This window comes from Mycobacterium sp. NGS26, from assembly GCF_059813025.1.
The window spans coordinates 465998-482789 of sequence record NZ_JCALDU010000002.1 but is presented as its reverse complement, the minus strand read 5'-3'; the positions used below and the strand labels follow the sequence as shown (position 1 = coordinate 482789).

General features: G+C 69.6%; 18 protein-coding genes. 8 read left to right on the top strand and 10 right to left on the bottom strand.

Going from position 1 to position 16792, the window contains the following annotated elements:
• Positions 1-43: 43 nt before the first annotated feature.
• Entirely contained in the window at positions 44-490 is a 447-nt protein-coding gene (locus AC5Y6X_RS08540) for a nitroreductase family deazaflavin-dependent oxidoreductase (RefSeq protein WP_499985838.1), read from the bottom strand.
• 120 nt (positions 491-610) lie between these two features.
• On the opposite strand from AC5Y6X_RS08540, the gene AC5Y6X_RS08535 reads away from it, so the two are divergent.
• Entirely contained in the window at positions 611-922 is a 312-nt protein-coding gene (locus AC5Y6X_RS08535; RefSeq protein ID WP_324681800.1) for a hypothetical protein, read from the top strand.
• A gap of 24 nt (positions 923-946) precedes the next feature.
• Here the strand turns inward: AC5Y6X_RS08535 and aspS are convergent, their stop codons facing one another.
• Positions 947-2782 carry an aspartate--tRNA ligase gene (gene aspS / locus AC5Y6X_RS08530; protein ID WP_499985837.1) on the bottom strand — a complete coding sequence of 612 codons (1836 nt, stop codon included), beginning with the start codon at positions 2780-2782 and terminating at the stop codon, positions 947-949.
• A 36-nt stretch (positions 2783-2818) separates the two neighbouring features.
• On the opposite strand from aspS, the gene AC5Y6X_RS08525 reads away from it, so the two are divergent.
• Genes AC5Y6X_RS08525 through ypfJ form a run of 4 tightly spaced genes read left to right on the top strand, consistent with a single transcriptional unit; the run spans position 2819 to position 6076 of the window.
• Positions 2819-3760 (top strand): alpha/beta hydrolase, encoded by a 942-nt coding sequence (locus AC5Y6X_RS08525; protein WP_499985835.1) that lies wholly within the window; start codon positions 2819-2821, stop codon positions 3758-3760.
• Between the two features lie 13 nt (positions 3761-3773).
• Positions 3774-4661: an oxidoreductase gene (locus AC5Y6X_RS08520; protein WP_499986473.1), complete on the top strand. Its 888-nt coding sequence runs from the start codon at positions 3774-3776 to the stop codon at positions 4659-4661.
• 9 nt (positions 4662-4670) lie between these two features.
• Positions 4671-5174 (top strand): SRPBCC family protein, encoded by a 504-nt coding sequence (locus tag AC5Y6X_RS08515; RefSeq protein ID WP_499985833.1) that lies wholly within the window; start codon positions 4671-4673, stop codon positions 5172-5174.
• 23 nt (positions 5175-5197) lie between these two features.
• Positions 5198-6076 (top strand): KPN_02809 family neutral zinc metallopeptidase, encoded by an 879-nt coding sequence (ypfJ, locus tag AC5Y6X_RS08510; RefSeq protein ID WP_324681796.1) that lies wholly within the window; start codon positions 5198-5200, stop codon positions 6074-6076.
• Here the strand turns inward: ypfJ and AC5Y6X_RS08505 are convergent.
• Entirely contained in the window at positions 6073-6939 is an 867-nt protein-coding gene (locus AC5Y6X_RS08505; protein ID WP_499985831.1) for a dihydrodipicolinate synthase family protein, read from the bottom strand. The genes ypfJ and AC5Y6X_RS08505 overlap by 4 nt on opposite strands.
• A gap of 13 nt (positions 6940-6952) precedes the next feature.
• Positions 6953-7750, bottom strand: coding sequence for an aldolase (locus AC5Y6X_RS08500; protein ID WP_499985829.1), 798 nt, complete (start codon positions 7748-7750; stop codon positions 6953-6955).
• Positions 7751-7801: 51 nt separating this feature from the next.
• On the opposite strand from AC5Y6X_RS08500, the gene AC5Y6X_RS08495 reads away from it, so the two are divergent.
• Positions 7802-8323: a helix-turn-helix domain-containing protein gene (locus tag AC5Y6X_RS08495; RefSeq protein ID WP_499985827.1), complete on the top strand. Its 522-nt coding sequence runs from the start codon at positions 7802-7804 to the stop codon at positions 8321-8323.
• 4 nt (positions 8324-8327) lie between these two features.
• On the opposite strand, the gene AC5Y6X_RS08490 is transcribed toward AC5Y6X_RS08495, so the two are convergent.
• Positions 8328-8759 (bottom strand): Rv2576c family protein, encoded by a 432-nt coding sequence (locus AC5Y6X_RS08490; RefSeq protein ID WP_324681791.1) that lies wholly within the window; start codon positions 8757-8759, stop codon positions 8328-8330.
• Between the two features lie 62 nt (positions 8760-8821).
• Between AC5Y6X_RS08490 and AC5Y6X_RS08485 the strand changes: the two genes are divergently transcribed.
• Both AC5Y6X_RS08485 and AC5Y6X_RS08480 read left to right on the top strand, forming a co-directional pair.
• Positions 8822-9667 carry a patatin-like phospholipase family protein gene (locus AC5Y6X_RS08485; RefSeq protein ID WP_499985825.1) on the top strand — a complete coding sequence of 282 codons (846 nt, stop codon included), beginning with the start codon at positions 8822-8824 and terminating at the stop codon, positions 9665-9667.
• 42 nt (positions 9668-9709) lie between these two features.
• A complete protein-coding gene (locus AC5Y6X_RS08480; RefSeq protein ID WP_499985823.1) occupies positions 9710-11281 on the top strand; it encodes a purple acid phosphatase family protein in 1572 nt (523 codons plus the stop codon).
• Here AC5Y6X_RS08480 and AC5Y6X_RS08475 read toward each other — a convergent pair.
• From AC5Y6X_RS08475 to AC5Y6X_RS08455, 5 genes are all read right to left on the bottom strand, one after another.
• Positions 11278-12303 (bottom strand): Rv2578c family radical SAM protein, encoded by a 1026-nt coding sequence (locus AC5Y6X_RS08475; RefSeq protein ID WP_499985821.1) that lies wholly within the window; start codon positions 12301-12303, stop codon positions 11278-11280. The two genes, AC5Y6X_RS08480 and AC5Y6X_RS08475, sit on opposite strands and share 4 nt — an antisense overlap.
• A gap of 214 nt (positions 12304-12517) precedes the next feature.
• Positions 12518-13234 (bottom strand): maleylpyruvate isomerase N-terminal domain-containing protein, encoded by a 717-nt coding sequence (locus tag AC5Y6X_RS08470; protein ID WP_499985819.1) that lies wholly within the window; start codon positions 13232-13234, stop codon positions 12518-12520.
• A 96-nt stretch (positions 13235-13330) separates the two neighbouring features.
• Complete coding sequence (locus AC5Y6X_RS08465) at positions 13331-14836, bottom strand: HNH endonuclease signature motif containing protein (RefSeq protein WP_499985818.1); 1506 nt, start codon at positions 14834-14836, stop codon at positions 13331-13333.
• A gap of 30 nt (positions 14837-14866) precedes the next feature.
• A complete protein-coding gene (gene hisS / locus AC5Y6X_RS08460) occupies positions 14867-16129 on the bottom strand; it encodes a histidine--tRNA ligase (RefSeq protein ID WP_499985816.1) in 1263 nt (420 codons plus the stop codon).
• Positions 16126-16788, bottom strand: a complete 663-nt coding sequence (locus tag AC5Y6X_RS08455; RefSeq protein WP_324682247.1) for an MBL fold metallo-hydrolase — start codon at positions 16786-16788, stop codon at positions 16126-16128. The genes hisS and AC5Y6X_RS08455 overlap by 4 nt, the downstream gene beginning before the upstream one ends.
• Positions 16789-16792 lie beyond the last annotated feature (4 nt).

Sequence of the window (16792 nt, the reverse complement as noted above, 5' to 3'; positions counted from 1 at the left end):
TTACCCGACCGCGCGCGGTGTCGCTCGGCCTAGCCCCGCCGAGCTAGGTCTTTTGCAGCTCGAACAGCGGGAGCACCCGGGTGGTCTTCGACTGGTACTCCGCGAAGCCCGGCGCCGCGGCGGCGACCTTGTCGAAGAGCGCGTCGCGTTCGGCCGCCGGCAGCTCGCGCGCGGTCACGTCGTACTCGGCTATCCCCGCTTCCGAGCCGACCTCGACGTGCGCCCGCGGGTTGGCCCGCAGGTTGTGCACCCACGCCGGGTTGACGGGGGCGCCCGCGAACGACCCGATGACGATCAGCTTGCCGTCGATGCGGAAGTACGCCAGCGGCGACGTTCGGGGCCGGCCGGACTTGGCGCCCGTCGTGGTGAGCAGCAGCAGGTTGGCGTCGGCGAATTGGCCGCCGACCTTTCCGTCGTTGGCGCGGAACTCGTCGACGATGCCGTTGTTGAACGCGTTGATGGTGGCGGTGTCCGGGATCCCTTGGGTCATGCCTGGTCAACCCCCTTGGGCTGGGCGTCTATTCCGGAAAGTGTCCATTTTGGTGCTCCCGGTTGCTCCTAGTCGATGAACGCAGCCCAACACGGGCCGCGACGACCTGAGGAGATCACCATGAAGAACACCACCCGGGCTCGCTTTCGGTACGCCGCCACGCTGTTCGGCGCGCTGGCCTTTGTCGCGTTGGCCCCGGCCACCGCGTACGCCGAGCCCAACGGGCCCACCGGCCCGAGCGGCGGGTGCCACTACACCGACCCGGACGGCTACGACATCCCGATCGACGAGGGCCAGGGCGTCATCGTCGGCGGCAAGCTGGTCACGTGCACCAACGGCACAGTGGTTGTCACCCCCGCGCCGGCCCGCACGAACCCCCACCGGCCGATCGCACCGCCCAATCAAGCGCCGGTGCTGACCCGGAAAGCATAAGCCGCGCAAGCACACCGAACCCGATCACTGACCCGGCTTGGCGTCGATTCCGGACTCCTTGCGCTGCTGGGCGGTGATCGGGGCCGGAGCGTCGGTGAGCGGGTCGACCCCGCCGCCGGTCTTCGGGAAGGCGATCACCTCGCGGATGGAGTCGACCCCGGAGAGCAGCGCGTTGATCCGGTCCCAGCCGAACGCGATGCCGCCGTGCGGCGGCGCGCCAAACATGAACGCCTCCAACAGGAATCCGAATTTCTCCTCGGCCTCGGCCTTGTCCAGGCCCATCACCGCGAACACCCGCTCCTGGATGTCGCGGCGGTGGATACGGATTGAGCCGCCGCCGATCTCGTTGCCGTTGCACACGATGTCGTAGGCGTCGGCGAGCACGCTGCCGGGATCGCTGTCCACCGCGTCCTCCTGCCCCGGCTTGGGCGCGGTGAACGCGTGGTGCACCGCCGTCCACGCCCCGGCGCCGACCGCGACCTCGCCGGCGGCGGCCGCCTCCTCGGCGGGCTCGAACAGCGGCGGGTCGACCACCCAGACGAACGCCCACGCGTTTGGGTCGATCATGCCGAGCCGGGCGGCGATCTCGTCGCGGGCGGCGCCCAGCAGCGCCCGCGACGATTTCGGGGGGCCCGCCGAGAAGAAGATGCAGTCCCCCGGCCTGGCGCCGACGTGCGCGGCCAGGCCGTCGCGTTCGGCGTCGCTGAGGTTCTTGGCCACCGGGCCGCCCAGCTCACCCCCGGAAGCCTCGTCACCCACCAGCACGTAGGCCAGCCCGCGGTGCCCGCGCTGCTTGGCCCACTCCTGCCAGCCGTCCAGCGTGCGGCGCGGCTGCGACGCCCCGCCGGGCATCACCACCGCGCCCACATACGGCGCCTGGAAGACGCGAAAGGTGGTGTCGGAGAAGAACTCCGTGCACTCGACGAGCTCCAGGCCGAACCGCATGTCGGGCTTGTCGGTGCCGAACCGGCGCATCGCGTCGGCGTAGGTGATCCGCGGGATCGGGGTGGGCAGCCGGTAGCCGATCAGCTCCCACAGCGCGGCCAGGATCTCCTCGGAGATCGCGATGATGTCCTCGGCGTCGACGAAGCTCATCTCCATGTCGAGCTGGGTGAACTCGGGCTGGCGGTCGGCGCGGAAGTCCTCGTCGCGGTAGCAGCGGGCGATCTGGTAATAACGCTCCATCCCGGCCACCATCAGCAACTGCTTGAACAGCTGCGGGCTCTGCGGCAGCGCGTAGAACGAGCCCGGGTGCAGCCGGGCCGGCACCAGGAAGTCGCGCGCCCCCTCCGGCGTCGACCGGGTGATGGTCGGGGTCTCGATCTCGACGAAGTCGTGCCGCGCCAGCACGTCGCGCGCGGCGGCATTCACCTTGGAGCGCAACCGAATCGCCGCGGCCGGGCCGTCGCGGCGCAGGTCGAGGTAGCGGTATTTCAGCCGCAGCTCCTCGCCGGCGGGCTCGTCGAGCTGGAACGGCAGCGGCGCGCTCTCGCCGAGCACGGTCAGCGAGCTCGCGTTGACCTCGATCTCGCCCGTCGCGATCTCCGGGTTGGCGTTGCCCTCGGGCCGGATCTCGACCACCCCGGTGACCGCGATGCAGAACTCGGCGCGCAGCCGGTGCGCCTGGGCCAGCGCCTGCCCTTCCTGCAAGGCGGCGCGGAACACCACCTGGGCGACGCCGGACGCGTCCCGCAGGTCGATGAAGATGACGCCCCCGTGATCGCGGCGGCGGGCCACCCACCCGGCCAACGTCACCTGCTGGCCGGCGTCGCGAGCCCGTAGCGAACCAGCGGCGTGGCTGCGCAGCACGAAGTACTCCCCTGTTGCCGGATTTGAACGACTGCCCAGTCTAGAGTGCATGAGCGACGTCGCCGCCGACGGATCAGGAGTGCACACATGACCACTTACGCCTTCGACCCGGAAATCGCCGCGGTGGTTCCCCTCCTGCCCGATCTCCCGGGCAACGACCCGTTGGCCATCCGGGCGGCGCTGGCGGAGATGATCGCCCAGTTCCCGCCGCCGGACACCACCGGGGTGCATATCGAGGACCGCCAAATCCCGGGCCGCGAAGGCGATCCCGCGGTGCCGATCCGCATCTACCGGCCCGAACGGCGCAGCGCTCCGGCGGCCATATACCACGTCCACGGGGGCGGGTTCATCGCCGGCGATCTCGACACCGAACACGCCTCCAACGTCACGCTGGCACGCGAACTCGGCGCGGTCGTGGTGTCGGTCGACTACCGGCTGGCACCGGAAACCCCATTCCCCGGTGGGCTCGAAGACGTCTACGCCGGGCTGGTCTGGACGGCGGCGCACGCGGACGAATTGGGCATCGACCCGCAGCGCATCGCCATTCAGGGCACCAGCGCCGGGGGCGGGCTGGGCGCCGCGCTGGCGCTGCTGGCCCGCGACCGCGGCGGCCCGCACATCGCCTTCCAGTTCCTTTCCGTGCCCGAACTCGACGACCGCCTGGCCACCGCGAGCATGACCGCGTTCACCGACACCCCGCTGTGGAGTCGCCCCCGGGCGATCGTCAGCTGGGACTGCTACCTGGGCCCCGGCCGCGCCGGCGGTGAGGACGTGTCGATCTATGCCGCGCCGGCCCGCGCCACCGACCTGGCGGGCCTGCCGCCCGCCTACGTTTCGGTCATGCACTTCGACCCCCTGCGCGACGAGGGCGTCGCCTACGCGCTGGCCATGCTCGCCGCGGGCGTGACCGTCGAATTGCATTTGTTCCCAGGCACTTTCCACGGCTCGATGCTGATCCGGGACGCGGCGATCTCGAAGCGCGAGCAGGCCGAAACGATCGCGGTACTGCGCCAGGCGCTCGCGCTCTAGTAATTTCGGACCCATCGCCATCAACATCGCACTCGTCGGTCCCGGCGCCGTCGGCACGACGGTCGCCGCCCTGCTGCACAAGGCCGGGCATTCCGTGCTGGTGTGCGGCCGCACACCAAGGGACGCCATCGAGCTGCGGCCCGACGGCGGGGATCCCATCGTGGTGCCCGGCCCGGTGCGCACCGATCCCGGCGAGGTCTCGGGCCCCGTCGACCTGGTCATCCTGGCGGTCAAGGCCACCCAGAACGACGACGCGGCCGGCTGGCTGGCGCGGCTGTGCGACGAACACACCGTCGTCGCCGTGCTGCAGAACGGCGTCGAACAGGTCGAGCAGGTCAAGCCGCACTGCCCGTCGTCGCCCGTGATCCCCGGCATCGTGTGGTATTCGGCGGAAACCCAGCCCGACGGCTGGGTGCGGCTGCGCGGGGAGGCCGCGCTGGTGCTGCCCAGCGGGCCCGAGGCCGAGACGGTCGCAAAGCTGCTGCGCGGCGCGGGCTGCCGGGTGGACTGCGACCCCGACTTCCTCACCGCGGCCTGGCGCAAGCTGCTCGTCAACGCGCTGGCCGGGTTCATGGCGCTGTCCGGGCGGCGCTCCGGGATGTTCCGCCGCGACGACGTCGCGGCGCTGTCGCGCCGTTATGTCGCCGAATGCCTGGCCGTCGCGCGGGCCGAGGGCGCCCGGTTGCCCAACGGCGTGGTCGACGAGTTCGTCGAGATGTTCCGTCACGTCCCCGAGGACATGGGCACGTCGATGCTGGCCGACCGGGAGAATCACCGGCGGCTGGAATGGGACATCCGCAACGGGGTGATCATCCGCAAGGCCCGCGCCCACGGCCTGCCGACGCCGATCAGCGACGTCGTGGTGCCGCTACTGGCCGCGGCGAGCGACGGCCCGGGCTAGATTCGAGCCATGCACACCTGCGAGCGCGTGGACGTGGGTTTCGCCGAGAACGCGCCATTCCGATTCCGCAACAGTGTCGACCTCGCGATCACGCCCGAGCAGCTCTTCGAGGTGCTCGCCGACGCCGAGTCCTGGCCGCGCTGGGCCCCGGTGATCACCAAGGTGACCTGGACCAGTCCCGAGCCGCGCGGCGTGGGCACCACCCGCATCGTCGAGATGCGCGGCGGGATCGTCGGCGACGAGGAGTTCATCGCGTGGGAACCGTTCACCCACATGGCATTCCGGTTCAACGAGTGCTCGACACGGTCGGTCGCCGCGTTCGCCGAGGATTACCGGGTCGAGGCCATCCCGGGCGGCTGCCGGCTGACGTGGACCATGGCGCAGCAGCCCGCCGGCCCGGCGCGGCTGGCGATGTTCGCCGTCGGGCCGCTGCTGAATCTGGCCCTGCGCCGGTTCCTGCGTAACCTGCGTAGCTATACCGACGCCCGGTTCGGCGCGACCCGGCAACACTAGGCCGGCAACACTAGGAGCGTGCGATGACCTTCAACGAGGGCATGCAGATCGACACCAGCACCGCGTCGTCGTCCGGCGGGGGCGGCATGGGGATGGCCATCGGGGGCGGCGGCGTCGGGCTGCTGATCCTGATCGGCGCCTTGCTGTTGGGCGTCGATCCCGGCCGCGTGCTCAACTCCCAGCAGATGAACACGGGCGGCTACTCGGCGCCCGGGTTCGACCTGAGCCAGTGCAAGACCGGCGCCGACGCCAACAAGTACGTGCAGTGCCGCGTGGTCGCCACCGGGAACTCGGTCGACGCGGTGTGGCATCAGCTGCTGCAGGGCTACACCCGCCCGCGGGTGCGGCTGTTCAGCGACCAGGTGAGCACCGGTTGCGGAATGGCGACCACCGACGTCGGGCCGTTCTACTGCCCGGTGGACCAGACCGCGTACTTCGACACCACCTTCTTCCAGGATGTGCTCGTCAGGCAACTGCATTCCAGCAACGGGGCTTTCGCGCAGGAATACGTCGTCGCCCACGAGTACGGCCATCACGTGCAGAACCTCCAAGGGGTGCTGGGCCGCGCCCAGCAGGGCGCCAAGGGCGCCGGCGGCGGCGGCGTGCGCACCGAGTTACAGGCCGACTGCTACGCGGGCATCTGGGCGCACTACGCCTCGACCGTCAAGCAGCAGGACGGCACTCCATTCCTGAATCCGTTGAGCGATCAGGACATTGCCGACGCGCTGTCGGCCGCCGCCTCGGTCGGCGACGACCGCATCCAGAGGCAATCAACCGGGCGGGTCAACCCCGAAAGCTGGACGCACGGATCGGCCGCGGAGCGGCAGCATTGGTTCACCGTCGGGTACCAGACCGGTGACCCGAAGCAGTGCGACACCTTCCACGCGGCCGACTTGGGCTAGGCGAGCAGGCGTTGCAGCTCGGCGCGCCCTTGGTCGTCGAGCGGCAGCAGCGGCGCACGCGGGTCGCCGACCGGGAAACCGAGCAGGTCGAGGCCGGCCTTGACCGTAGTGGCCAGCCCGCCCGCGACGATGAACTCCAGCAGCGGCTTGAGGTCGTCGTAGAGGGCCTGCGCCTTGTCGAGGTCGCCCGCGCGCACCGCCTCGTACAGCTCGATGCACGGCTGCGGCCGCAAACACGGTGCGGCCGTGCACCATCCGGAGGCCCCGGCCTTCAGCGCGTCGAGCACCAGCGGGTTGCTGCCGTTGTAGAAGGGCAGCCGACCGCCGGACAGCTCGGTGATGCGCTGCATCCGGGTCAGGTCGCCGGTGGATTCCTTGACCATGGTCACGTTGTCGATGGTCTCGAACATGCTGACCAGCAGCTCGGGCCGCATGTCCACGCCGCTGGTGGCCGGGTTGTTGTAGGCCATGATCGGGATTTCGATGGCGTCGCCGATGCTGCGGTAGTGCTGCGCGATCTCGCGCTCGCTGAGCTTCCAGTAGGACACCGGCAGGATCATCACCGCATCGGCGCCGGCCCGCTGCGCGTACCGGGCGCGCCGGATGGTCTTGGCGGTGGTCACGTCCGACACGCCCACGACGACGGGCACCCGGCCGGCGACCGTGCCGATCGTGGTGTCGACGACGGTGTCGAATTCGGGCTCCTCGAGGTAGGCCAACTCGCCGGTGCTGCCCAGCGGGGCGATCGCGTGCACCCCGGCGGACACGAGCCTGTCGACCAGCGCGGCAAGCCGTTTGGTGTCGATCCCGTCGTCGGCGAACGGGGTCACCGGGTAGGCGATGACGCCGTGGATCTCGGGCACGGTGCTCCTTGTCTTAGCTCGTCAGCGCGTCGGGGTGGCGCGCCAGGGCGCGGCGGGCGTAGTAGGCGAAGTTGGCCCGGCTGCGCTCGGGCCGCAGCGTCCAGTCGTGGGCCTCACGGGCCAGCGGCTCGGGCAGTTCCCTGACCGTGCCGGCGGCCATCGCGGCCAGTTGCAGCTTCGCGGCGCGCTCGATCAGGACGCCCAACGAGCACGCCTCCTCGATGCTGGCGCCGGCCACCACGTGGCCGTGATGCGCCAACAGCACCGCCTTCTTGTCGCCGAGCGCCGCGGTGATGATCTCCCCCTCCTCGTTGCCGACGGGCACGCCCGGCCATTCGGCGAGGAACGCGCAGTCGTCGTACAGGGGCGTGGTGTCCATGTGCGAGACCACCAGCGGAACCTCCAGCATGGACAGCGCCGCCACGTGGAAGGCGTGGGTGTGCACGATGCACTGCACGTCGGGCCGGGCGCGGTAGATCCAGCTGTGAAACCTGTTGGCGGGGTTCGCCATTCCGTCGCCGTCGAGCACGTTGAGGTCCTCGTCGACCAGCAGCAGGTTGGCGTCGGTGATCTCGTCGAACCCGAGGCCCAGCCGCTGCGTGTAGTAGGTCCCGGGCTGCTCGGCACGGGCCGTGATCTGCCCGGCCAGCCCGGAGTCGTGCCCCGCGTCGAACAGGGCGCGGCACGTCAGCGCCAGCTTCTGGCGGGTGGTCAACTGCGAGTCCGCGACGTCTCTGGTTTGGAGGGCCGCCAGCCGTTCCTGCGCGCGGCGCATCAACTCGGACTTCGAATCGGCGAATGTGCTGGACATATGACACAATAGTAGACCATAGGAAACTTCGTGTCATGAGGGGCACCGTCAATGACAGCACTGTTGCGCGCCGTCCGCCGACAGCGCGGCCTCACCCTGGAGCAACTCGCCGAACAGACCGGGCTGACCAAAAGCTATCTGTCCAAGGTCGAACGGCGGCAGAGCACACCGTCGATCGCCGTCGCCCTGAAGGTCGCGCGAGCGCTCGACGTCGATGTCGGCCGGCTGTTCTCCTACGAGGCGGCCGAGGAGAAGATCACCGTCGACCGCGCGGCCGGCGGCGCCGACGGCGAGCGTTACCGGGTGCTGGCATCCGCACTGCTCGGAAAGTCCATGTCGCCGTTCGTGGTTCGGCCGACCGGCCGCGGGGCCGACGATCCGCATCCCGAGCATGCGGGTCAGGAGTTCGTGTTCGTGCACGCCGGGCGCGTCGAACTGGACTACGGCGACGAGACCATCGCGCTCGGCGCCGGTGACAGCGCCTACTTCGACGCGTCGGTCAGCCACAAGATCCGGGCGGTCGGAGACGAACGGGCGGAGGTCGTCGTCGTCGCCCAGACCGAGCCGCGCTAGACGCTTACCCGGGCGGCCGGCAGGTGACGGTGGTGGTCGCGTCCTGCTGCGCGACCACCTGGCCGTCCACGGCGACCTCGCAGTGGAATGAGGCCGGGCCATTGCCCGAATCCGGCCAATGCAGCATGCCGCTGGCGCTGACGCTCGCATTGGCCGGGTTCGCCAAGGTGACGGTGTAGGTGACCGGCGTTCCACCGCTGAGCGGGGCCTGGACGCTGGTCATGAACTTCGACGGGTCCGCGTTGTAGGCGGCCTGGCTGGGCGGATCGGCATTCACGTAGTTGACCGTGGCGGTCAGATTGTTGGGGCTCGACACGGTGTAGGTCACTTGATGGCCGGGCGGATCCGCAAATGAGGTCGCGGGCGTGACGGCCACCGCTGCTGCCGCAAACGCTGCCGCGGCGACCACGCCGGTCACATATCGCACGTTCGTCATATCGAAAACGCTACCGGATTCGTTACGCGCGCATCCGCGGCGAAAGTCCCTACGATGCATCTGTGCCCACGGCATTCGTGTTGTCCGGCGGCGCCAGCCTCGGTGCGGTCCATGTGGGCATGCTGCTCGCGCTCGCCGACGCGGGGGAACGCCCAGACCTGGTCGTCGGCACGTCGGTCGGCGCTGTCAACGGCGGGTGGATCGCGTCGCGGCCCGACGTCCCCGGGATCAGGGGACTGGCCGACCTGTGGATGTCGTTGTCGCGGCGGGCCATATTCCCCGCCCACCCGGTCGCCGGGGCGCTGGGCATGCTCGGCCGCCGGTCGCACCTGGTTCCCAACACCGGTTTACGACGCATGCTGGCCGACAACCTGGAGTTCACCCAGCTCGAGGACGCGCCGATCCCCCTGCACGTGGTGGCGACCGACGTGATCTCCGGCACCGACGTCCTGCTGTCCTCCGGGAACGCGGTGGACGCGATCGCCGCCAGCGCCGCCATCCCGGGCGTGTTCCCGCCGGTGCGGGTCGACGGGCGCGACCTGATGGACGGCGGTGTGGTGAACAACACCCCGATCTCTCACGCCGTCGCGCTGGGCGCCGATCGGGTCTGGGTGCTGCCGACCGGCTACTCGTGCGATCTGCCCGCGGCACCGAAAACCGCGGTGAACATGGCGCTGCACGCCATGACGCTGGCCGTCAACCATCGCCTGGCCGTCGACGTCGAGCGCTTCGAGCGGGCGGTCGACCTGCGCGTCATCCGGCCGCTGTGCCCGATCGCCACCTCCGGAGCCGACTTCTCCCACGCGGCGACACTCATCGAGCGCTCGCACGCGGCGACCCGCGAGTGGCTGGCCGCGCACCCCCCGTCCACCGGCCAGGCCGGCCTGCTCGAACTGCACCGCCACTAAGGCCGTTACCTTCGGGTTGCCCGGCTCCGGTATGAAGCTTCCATGAGCAACGACCCCGGGCCCGGCATCAGCCGCCGCCGGTTGCTCACCTCGACCGCGGCCTCCGCGGTCCTCGGCGGCGTCGGGGTGGGCGGGGCCGCGCTGCTGTGGTCGCACCCGCGGGGCCCCGCGGTGTGGCGGCGGCCGGATCGCGACGGCGCGCCGCCGGTGGTCGGCCTGCACCTGCAATTCGGCAGGAACGCCGGCACCGAGGTGGTGGTCTCGTGGCACACCACCGACGCCGTCCGCAATCCGCGCGTGATGCTGGGCACGCCGGGGGCGGGTTTCGGTCGCACCGTGGCGGCCGAAACCCGGACCTATCGGGATGGCAAGTCCAACATCGAGGTTCGCGTCAACCACGCCCGCCTGACAAACCTCACCCCGGACACCGACTACGTGTACGCCGCGGTGCACGACGGCGTCGAGCCGGAGATCGGAACGGTGCGGACCGGCCCGGTGGGGCGAAAGCCGCTGCGCTTCACCAGCTTCGGCGACCAGTCGACTCCCACGCTGAACCGGCTGCCCGACGGCAACTACGGCACCGACCACATCGGCTCGCCGGCGGCCGCCGACACCACGCTGGCGATCGAGCGGCTCGGCCCGCTGTTCAACCTGGTCAATGGCGACCTGTGCTACGCGAACCTAGCGCAGGACCGGATCCGCACCTGGTCGGACTGGTTCGAGAACAACACCCGGTCGGCGCGTTACCGGCCGTGGATGCCGGCGGCGGGCAACCACGAGAACGAGTTGGGCAACGGGCCAATCGGTTACGGCGCGTATCAGACGTACTTCCAGGTGCCCGACTCGGGATCGAGCCCGGAGGTTCGCGGGCTGTGGTACTCGTTCACCGCCGGATCGGTGCGCGTGATCAGCCTCAACAACGACGACGTCGCCTTCCAGGACGGCGGCAACTCCTATGTGCACGGCTACTCGGGCGGGGAGCAAAGGCGCTGGCTCGCGGGCGAACTCGCGGCGGCGCGGCGCGACCCCGACATCGACTGGGTGATCGTCTGCATGCACCAGACGGCGATCTCCACCGCCGACCGGACCAATGGTGCCGACCTCGGCATCCGCGAGGAGTGGCTGCCGTTGTTCGACCAGCACCAGGTCGACCTGGTGCTGTGCGGCCACGAACACCACTACGAACGCTCACATCCGCTGCGCGGAACGCTGGGCACCGACACCCGGACACCGCGGCCCGTCGACACCCGTGCGGATCTGATCGACGCGACCCGGGGAACGGTGCACCTCGTCATCGGCGGGGGCGGCACCTCCGCGCCGTCCAACGGCATGTTCTTCCCGCAGCCGCAGTGCCGGGTGCTGACCGGGGTCGGCGCTTTCGACCCCGGGATTGGGCGCAAGGCGCCGATCTATGTGATAGAGGACGCGCCGTGGTCGGCGTTTCGCGACCGCGAAAACCCTTACGGCTTCGTGGCTTTCGACGTCGATCCGGGCCGGCCCGGCGGCAGCACCTCGATCAAGGCGACGCACTACGCGTTGCGGGGCCTGTTCGGCGCGGTCGTGGTGATCGACCAGTTCACCCTGACCAAGCCGCGCGGCGACAAGCCTGCCTAAAACAGCGTCGGCTGAACGGGTCCGGCTACCGCGGCCGTGGCGGCCCGCGGGACCGGGCGGTGATCGCCGGCCAGCCCGTGCTTCGCGATCAGCGGCGCGGCCCGTCGGCGCAGCGTCTCGCGGTAGGCCGGCGGCAGGTAGGCGCCCCGCCGGTACAGGTCGCGATAGCGGCCGACCAGCTCGGGATGCGAGCGGGCCAGCCAGGACATGAACCAGCCGCGGGTCGGGCCGCGCAGGTGCAGGCCGAAGACCGTCACGCCGGTGGCCCCGGCGGCCGCGATCTGGCCGAGTAACTCGTCGAGCCGCTCCGTGGAGTCGGTGAGATGCGGGAGCACCGGCGCGACCATGACATGGCAGTCCAGCCCCGCGTCGCGGATCGCCGTGATGAGACCCAGGCGCGCCTGCGGTGTGGGGGTGCCCGGCTCGACGTCGCGGTGCAGCTCGGGATCGGCCAGCGCCAGCGACACCGCGACCGACACCGGAACCTGTTGGGCCGCATCGGTGATCAGCGGCAGGTCGCGGCGCAGCAGCGTGCCCTTGGTCAGGATTGACAGCGGCGTGCCGGAGTCGGCGAGGGCGCCGATGATGCCCGGCATCAGCGCGTAGCGGCCCTCGGCCCGCTGGTAGGGATCGGTGTTGGTGCCCAGCGCGACGGTCTCGCGCCGCCAGGACGGCCGGTGCAGCTCGCGGCGCAGCACGTCGGCGACGTTGGTCTTGACCACCACCTGGGTGTCGAAGTCGGTGCCGCAGTTGAAGTCCAGGTATTCGTGGCTGGGCCGCGCGAAGCAGTAGCGGCAGGCGTGCGAGCAGCCGCGGTAGCCGTTGACCGTGTAGCGGAACGGCAGCGCCGCCGCGTCCGGCACCTTGTTCAGCGCGGACTTGCAGAGCACCTCGTGGAACGTGATCCCCTCGAACTGCGGCGTCCGCACGCTGCGAAGGAGCCCGATCCGTTGCAGCCCGGGCAGCGCCCCGTCGTCGACGGGTTGCCCGTTGACCGCGACGGCCTGGTTGGTCCACCGCATACGCCTATTCGAACAATAGTTCGATGGCGAGTCAAGTGCGGCGCGCGGCTTACATTTCCGCCATGTTCTCCGAGACGCGCTATGCGCTTGCGCGACCTGGTGATCGGGTCGGGGCTCGAGTTCGAGGATCGCGGAACTCACCAGCTCAAGGGCGTGCCCGGTGAGTGGCGCCTGTACGCCGTCACCTCAGCGTAAACCCTTGAGCCACAGCCAATTACATGCGCGGCAGATCAGCCAGAACCACCGCCAAACGCGGATCGGACACGTCAATCCTTCCGAAGAAAGCCAGGAGCAGCTCGTTGGGTTCCGCGTCGATCGGCTCGTCACCGGCAGGCAGGTGTCCCGAGGATGCGACGAATTCGACGGTGTCGTCGTTTCCCAGATACACCCGATGTCGGGTAGAGGTCTTGGTCTCAACCAGCCGATTCATCGACTCAGCAGGGCCACGAATCGCGATGGCTGCGGCCTCGGCCGGTATCCCCCACTCATTTCCGGTTGCGGCGGCGATGTCGTAGCCGTGGACGAGCAGCTCGCACAAGATCCATCGAGCCCCACCACCAGCAGAGATCGTTGATCCACCGTGGAAGGGATATAGACGGTCGAAGTCGACTTTGGCGTAGACGCGGTCGATCACCGTACGCAGATTTGCCTCGAGCCGGTCGGCGATATCGTCGATACCTCGGTCGGTGTACTCCGAGAGGCAGGTCGCGTTCAACTCGGCAACCCCCTCGTTTGTGGCGGCGCGTCGACGATCGCCGAGCAGCCTGCCGAGCACGGTTACAACGTGAGCCGCAGTCTCTATGGCCGTCCAGGCCAGCCCAGGAACTGGTCGCGCGGCACGATCCGGATCCAGCCCTCGGACCATCGAAACGAACCGCGTCCCGCTATCATCCAACGCAGCGAGGATGTCGGCTTTGGTTGTCTCTTCCACCCGCCCAGCGTACGGCGGGCCGGCCCGAACGACATGGTCGTACCAGCACGCTGCGCAAGAATCGCGCAAGGGTCAGGCATGACCCTTGCGCCACAGTCAAAATGGCGGTGGCTCGTCGTCGTCGACCGGTGGCGCGGGGCCGGCTGGCGTGGCGTGAGCGGCAATCCGGGCCCGGCGGTTGTGGTTGCGTTCGGCGGCCACCCGATAAGCACGCTGTTGGGCGCGGGTGCGCCGGCGGCGCGGCATCATCGCGCTGCGCGGCGCGCAGTAGTCCTGTGGCGGTTCAACTTCGGGCGCCGGCATGCCGCCGACCGCGCGACACAGGCTGGGAAATAGCAGCGCGCTGCCCGGGGTGGTCACATAGGTCTGGCCGGCCGGCGAGGTGAGGATCAGGGTGCCGTCGGGCAGCTGTTGTTCGGTCCAGCCGAAAAAGGTCTTGATCAAATGATGCAGGCGGCAATAACACTTCAGGTTGCTCGCATGGGTGGCGCCGCCCTGGGCGTACGGGACGGTGTGGTCGACGTCGCAGTTGATCGCCGGCTGGTCACAGCCGGGCCAGCGGCACGTCAGATCCCGACAGCGCACGAAATCAGCCAAGCCCCGCGACGGCACATAACCGTTTTCCGGCGGGGCATCGGCCGGGTGGATCAGCGGCATCAGCTTGGCCGACTTGGCCAGCTCCGCCACCACCTCGGGTGGGATGAGCCCGTCGGCACCAAGCTCTGAGCCGGGCGTGTTGCCGCGGCCGTCGATGGTGGCCTGCTCGGCGATCATGTGGATCACCACCGGCGACGCGGGCCGGCGCTTTGCGGCCGCACAGTCGGTGCGCCCGCACCGACACCCCAACCGATCCGCCCCCGCGGCCAAGGCGCCCAGCGCATCAGCACGCCGCTGCTCGCGAGTGCGTGGATCGTGTTCACACACCGTGGCCGCCAACGCATCCAACCGCCGATCCAACGCATGCGCATCCGGGCCGAGCAGACGCCCCCCGATCTCGGCGGTCCCGTCGTGATCCGGACCGATCCACACCTCCCGATCCCGCTGCGTCTTGGAGCGCCGACGCACCGCATCGGCATCGGCGCGCGCCACGATCTTGTCCACCTGGGCCGCCAGCCGGCCCCGGCTCAGCGACGGCCATCGGGCCACATTGGCCGCCAGCGTCGCGTCCACCGCGGCCAACACCTCGGGATCGGTGATCAAATCGGTGCGATACACCAAGATCTGAAACATCTGATAATCGATGTCCCCGGCGCCGAAGACCACCGCACACTGGGGCAGCCGCTCGCGCATCGCGCGCGCATAGCGCACCCGATCGGCGGCCCGCCCCTGGCTGATCCGCAGCGCCGCCCCCACCTCGGCGGCCACCGCCTCCATCGTGTCGATAGCCCAGTCCTCGGTCTCCGAACAGCGCGACAACCGATACGCGAACAGCTCGCCGATCGCCACCAACTGCGCGGCGGCTGCCCGGTTCTCGAATCGCGCCGCCGCACCAATCCGCTCGATCAGCGTCGCCGACTCCGGCGTCGTCGACGGATAGTGCCGCTCGAACAGCTCGTCAAACCGGGCGATCACCTCCGCCCGCGCCGCCTCATCATCGAACATACGTTCGAGTATGCCAGAAGGGTCTGACACTTAGCCGCGCAGCCGCGCGACCACCTCACCGACAACCGAATCCATCGGCACCGACACCTGCTCGCCCGAGCCCAGGTCCTTCACCCCGACCGTCCCGCCCTCGATATCGCGATCGCCCAACACCAGTGCGATGCGGGCGCCGGAACGATCGGCCGCGCGCATCGCGCCCTTGAGGCCGCGGTCGCCGTAGGCCAGGTCGACGCGGACCCCGGACGCTCGCAGCTGCGCGGCCAGCACCGCGAGTCGCAGCTTGGCCGGCTCGCTCAGCGGCACACCGAACACGTCGCAGCGCGTCGTCTCCCCCACGCTCTTGCCCTCGGCCCGCAGCGCCAGCAGGGTCCGGTCGACGCCGAGCCCAAATCCGATGCCCGACAAGTCTTGTCCGCCGAGTTGGCGCATCAGGCCGTCGTAGCGGCCGCCGCCGCCGATCCCGGATTGCGCGCCCAGGCCGTCGTGGACGAACTCGAAGGCGGTCTTGGTGTAGTAGTCCAGCCCGCGCACCATCCGCGGGTTGATGACGTACGGGACGCCGAGCGCGTCCAGGTGCGCCAGCACGGTGTCGAAGTGCTGCTTGGCGACGTCGGACAGGTGGTCGAGCAGCACCGGGGCGTCGGCCGTCATCGCGCGCATCGCGGGTCGTTTGTCGTCGAGAACCCGCAGCGGATTGATCTCGGCCCGCCGGCGCGTCTCCTCATCAAGTGAGAGCCCAAACAGGAAGTCCTGCAACAACTCTCGGTATTGCGGGCGGCAGATCTCGTCGCCCAGCGAGGTGATCTCCAACCGGAACCCGTCCAGGCCCAAAGAGCGGAACCCGGCGTCGGCGATGGCGATCACCTCGGCGTCCAGCGCCGGATCGTCGACGCCGATCGCCTCCACGCCGACCTGCTGCAGCTGGCGATAGCGGCCTGCCTGCGGGCGCTCGTAGCGGAAGAACGGGCCCGCGTAACACAGCTTCACCGGCAGCGCGCCGCGGTCCAGGCCGTGTTCGATCACCGCGCGCACCACCCCGGCGGTGCCCTCCGGCCGCAGCGTCACCGAGCGGTCGCCGCGGTCGGCGAACGTGTACATCTCCTTGGACACCACGTCGGTGGATTCGCCGACGCCGCGGGCGAACAGCGCCGTGTCCTCGAAGATGGGCAGCTCGATGTCGCCGTAACCGGCCCGGCGTGCGGCGGCCAGCAGCCCGTCGCGCACCGCGACAAACTGGGCCGACTCCGGCGGGACGTAGTCGGGCACCCCCTTGGGCGCAGAGAACTCCGTCACGGGCTCAGGCCCTCGAGGAACGGGTTGAAACGCCGTTCCGCGCCGATGGTGGTGGCGTCGCCGTGCCCGGGCAGCACGACGGTCTTGTCGTCGAGCACCAGGAGCTTGTCGACGATCGAGGTCAGCAGGTCGCGGCCGCTGCCGCCGAACAGGTCGGTGCGGCCGATCGAGCGCTCGAACAGCGTGTCCCCGCTGAACACCACGTCGGTGTCGGATGCCACCCGAAACACCACCGACCCGCGGGTGTGCCCCGGCGTGTGGTCGACGTTGACGGTGACGCTGCCCAGGTCGAGCTTGTCGCCGTCGCGGTCCAGCTCGACCACCTGCTTGGGCTCGCGGAAGAACGCACCCGCGACCAGCTGGGCCACGCGCGGGCCGTAGCCGTAGATCGGGTCCTTGAGCATGAACCGGTCCTCGGGATGGATGTAGGTCGGGCAACCGTAGGTGTCGGAAACCTTCTGCGCGGACCACATGTGGTCGATGTGCCCGTGGGTGAGCAACACGGCGGCCGGTGTCAGCCGGTTCTTGTCCAGGATGCTGCGCAGCGGGCCCATCGCGCGCTGCCCCGGATCCACGATGACGCAGTCCGTTCCGGGCCGCTCGGCCAGCACGTAGCAGTTGCACGCCAACATGCCGGCGGGAAATCCGGTAATCAACACGGTT

What these genes read in the sequence shown, in the direction of transcription:
- AC5Y6X_RS08540 (WP_499985838.1), bottom strand. Translation starts at nt 490, where the DNA reads ATGACCCAAGGGATCCCGGACACCGCCACCATCAACGCGTTCAACAAC.
- AC5Y6X_RS08535 (WP_324681800.1), top strand. Translation starts at nt 611, where the DNA reads ATGAAGAACACCACCCGGGCTCGCTTTCGGTACGCCGCCACGCTGTTC.
- aspS (WP_499985837.1), bottom strand. Translation starts at nt 2,782, where the DNA reads ATGCACTCTAGACTGGGCAGTCGTTCAAATCCGGCAACAGGGGAGTAC.
- AC5Y6X_RS08525 (WP_499985835.1), top strand. Translation starts at nt 2,819, where the DNA reads ATGACCACTTACGCCTTCGACCCGGAAATCGCCGCGGTGGTTCCCCTC.
- AC5Y6X_RS08515 (WP_499985833.1), top strand. Translation starts at nt 4,671, where the DNA reads ATGCACACCTGCGAGCGCGTGGACGTGGGTTTCGCCGAGAACGCGCCA.
- ypfJ (WP_324681796.1), top strand. Translation starts at nt 5,198, where the DNA reads ATGACCTTCAACGAGGGCATGCAGATCGACACCAGCACCGCGTCGTCG.
- AC5Y6X_RS08500 (WP_499985829.1), bottom strand. Translation starts at nt 7,750, where the DNA reads ATGTCCAGCACATTCGCCGATTCGAAGTCCGAGTTGATGCGCCGCGCG.
- AC5Y6X_RS08495 (WP_499985827.1), top strand. Translation starts at nt 7,802, where the DNA reads ATGACAGCACTGTTGCGCGCCGTCCGCCGACAGCGCGGCCTCACCCTG.
- AC5Y6X_RS08490 (WP_324681791.1), bottom strand. Translation starts at nt 8,759, where the DNA reads ATGACGAACGTGCGATATGTGACCGGCGTGGTCGCCGCGGCAGCGTTT.
- AC5Y6X_RS08480 (WP_499985823.1), top strand. Translation starts at nt 9,710, where the DNA reads ATGAGCAACGACCCCGGGCCCGGCATCAGCCGCCGCCGGTTGCTCACC.
- AC5Y6X_RS08475 (WP_499985821.1), bottom strand. Translation starts at nt 12,303, where the DNA reads ATGCGGTGGACCAACCAGGCCGTCGCGGTCAACGGGCAACCCGTCGAC.
- AC5Y6X_RS08465 (WP_499985818.1), bottom strand. Translation starts at nt 14,836, where the DNA reads ATGTTCGATGATGAGGCGGCGCGGGCGGAGGTGATCGCCCGGTTTGAC.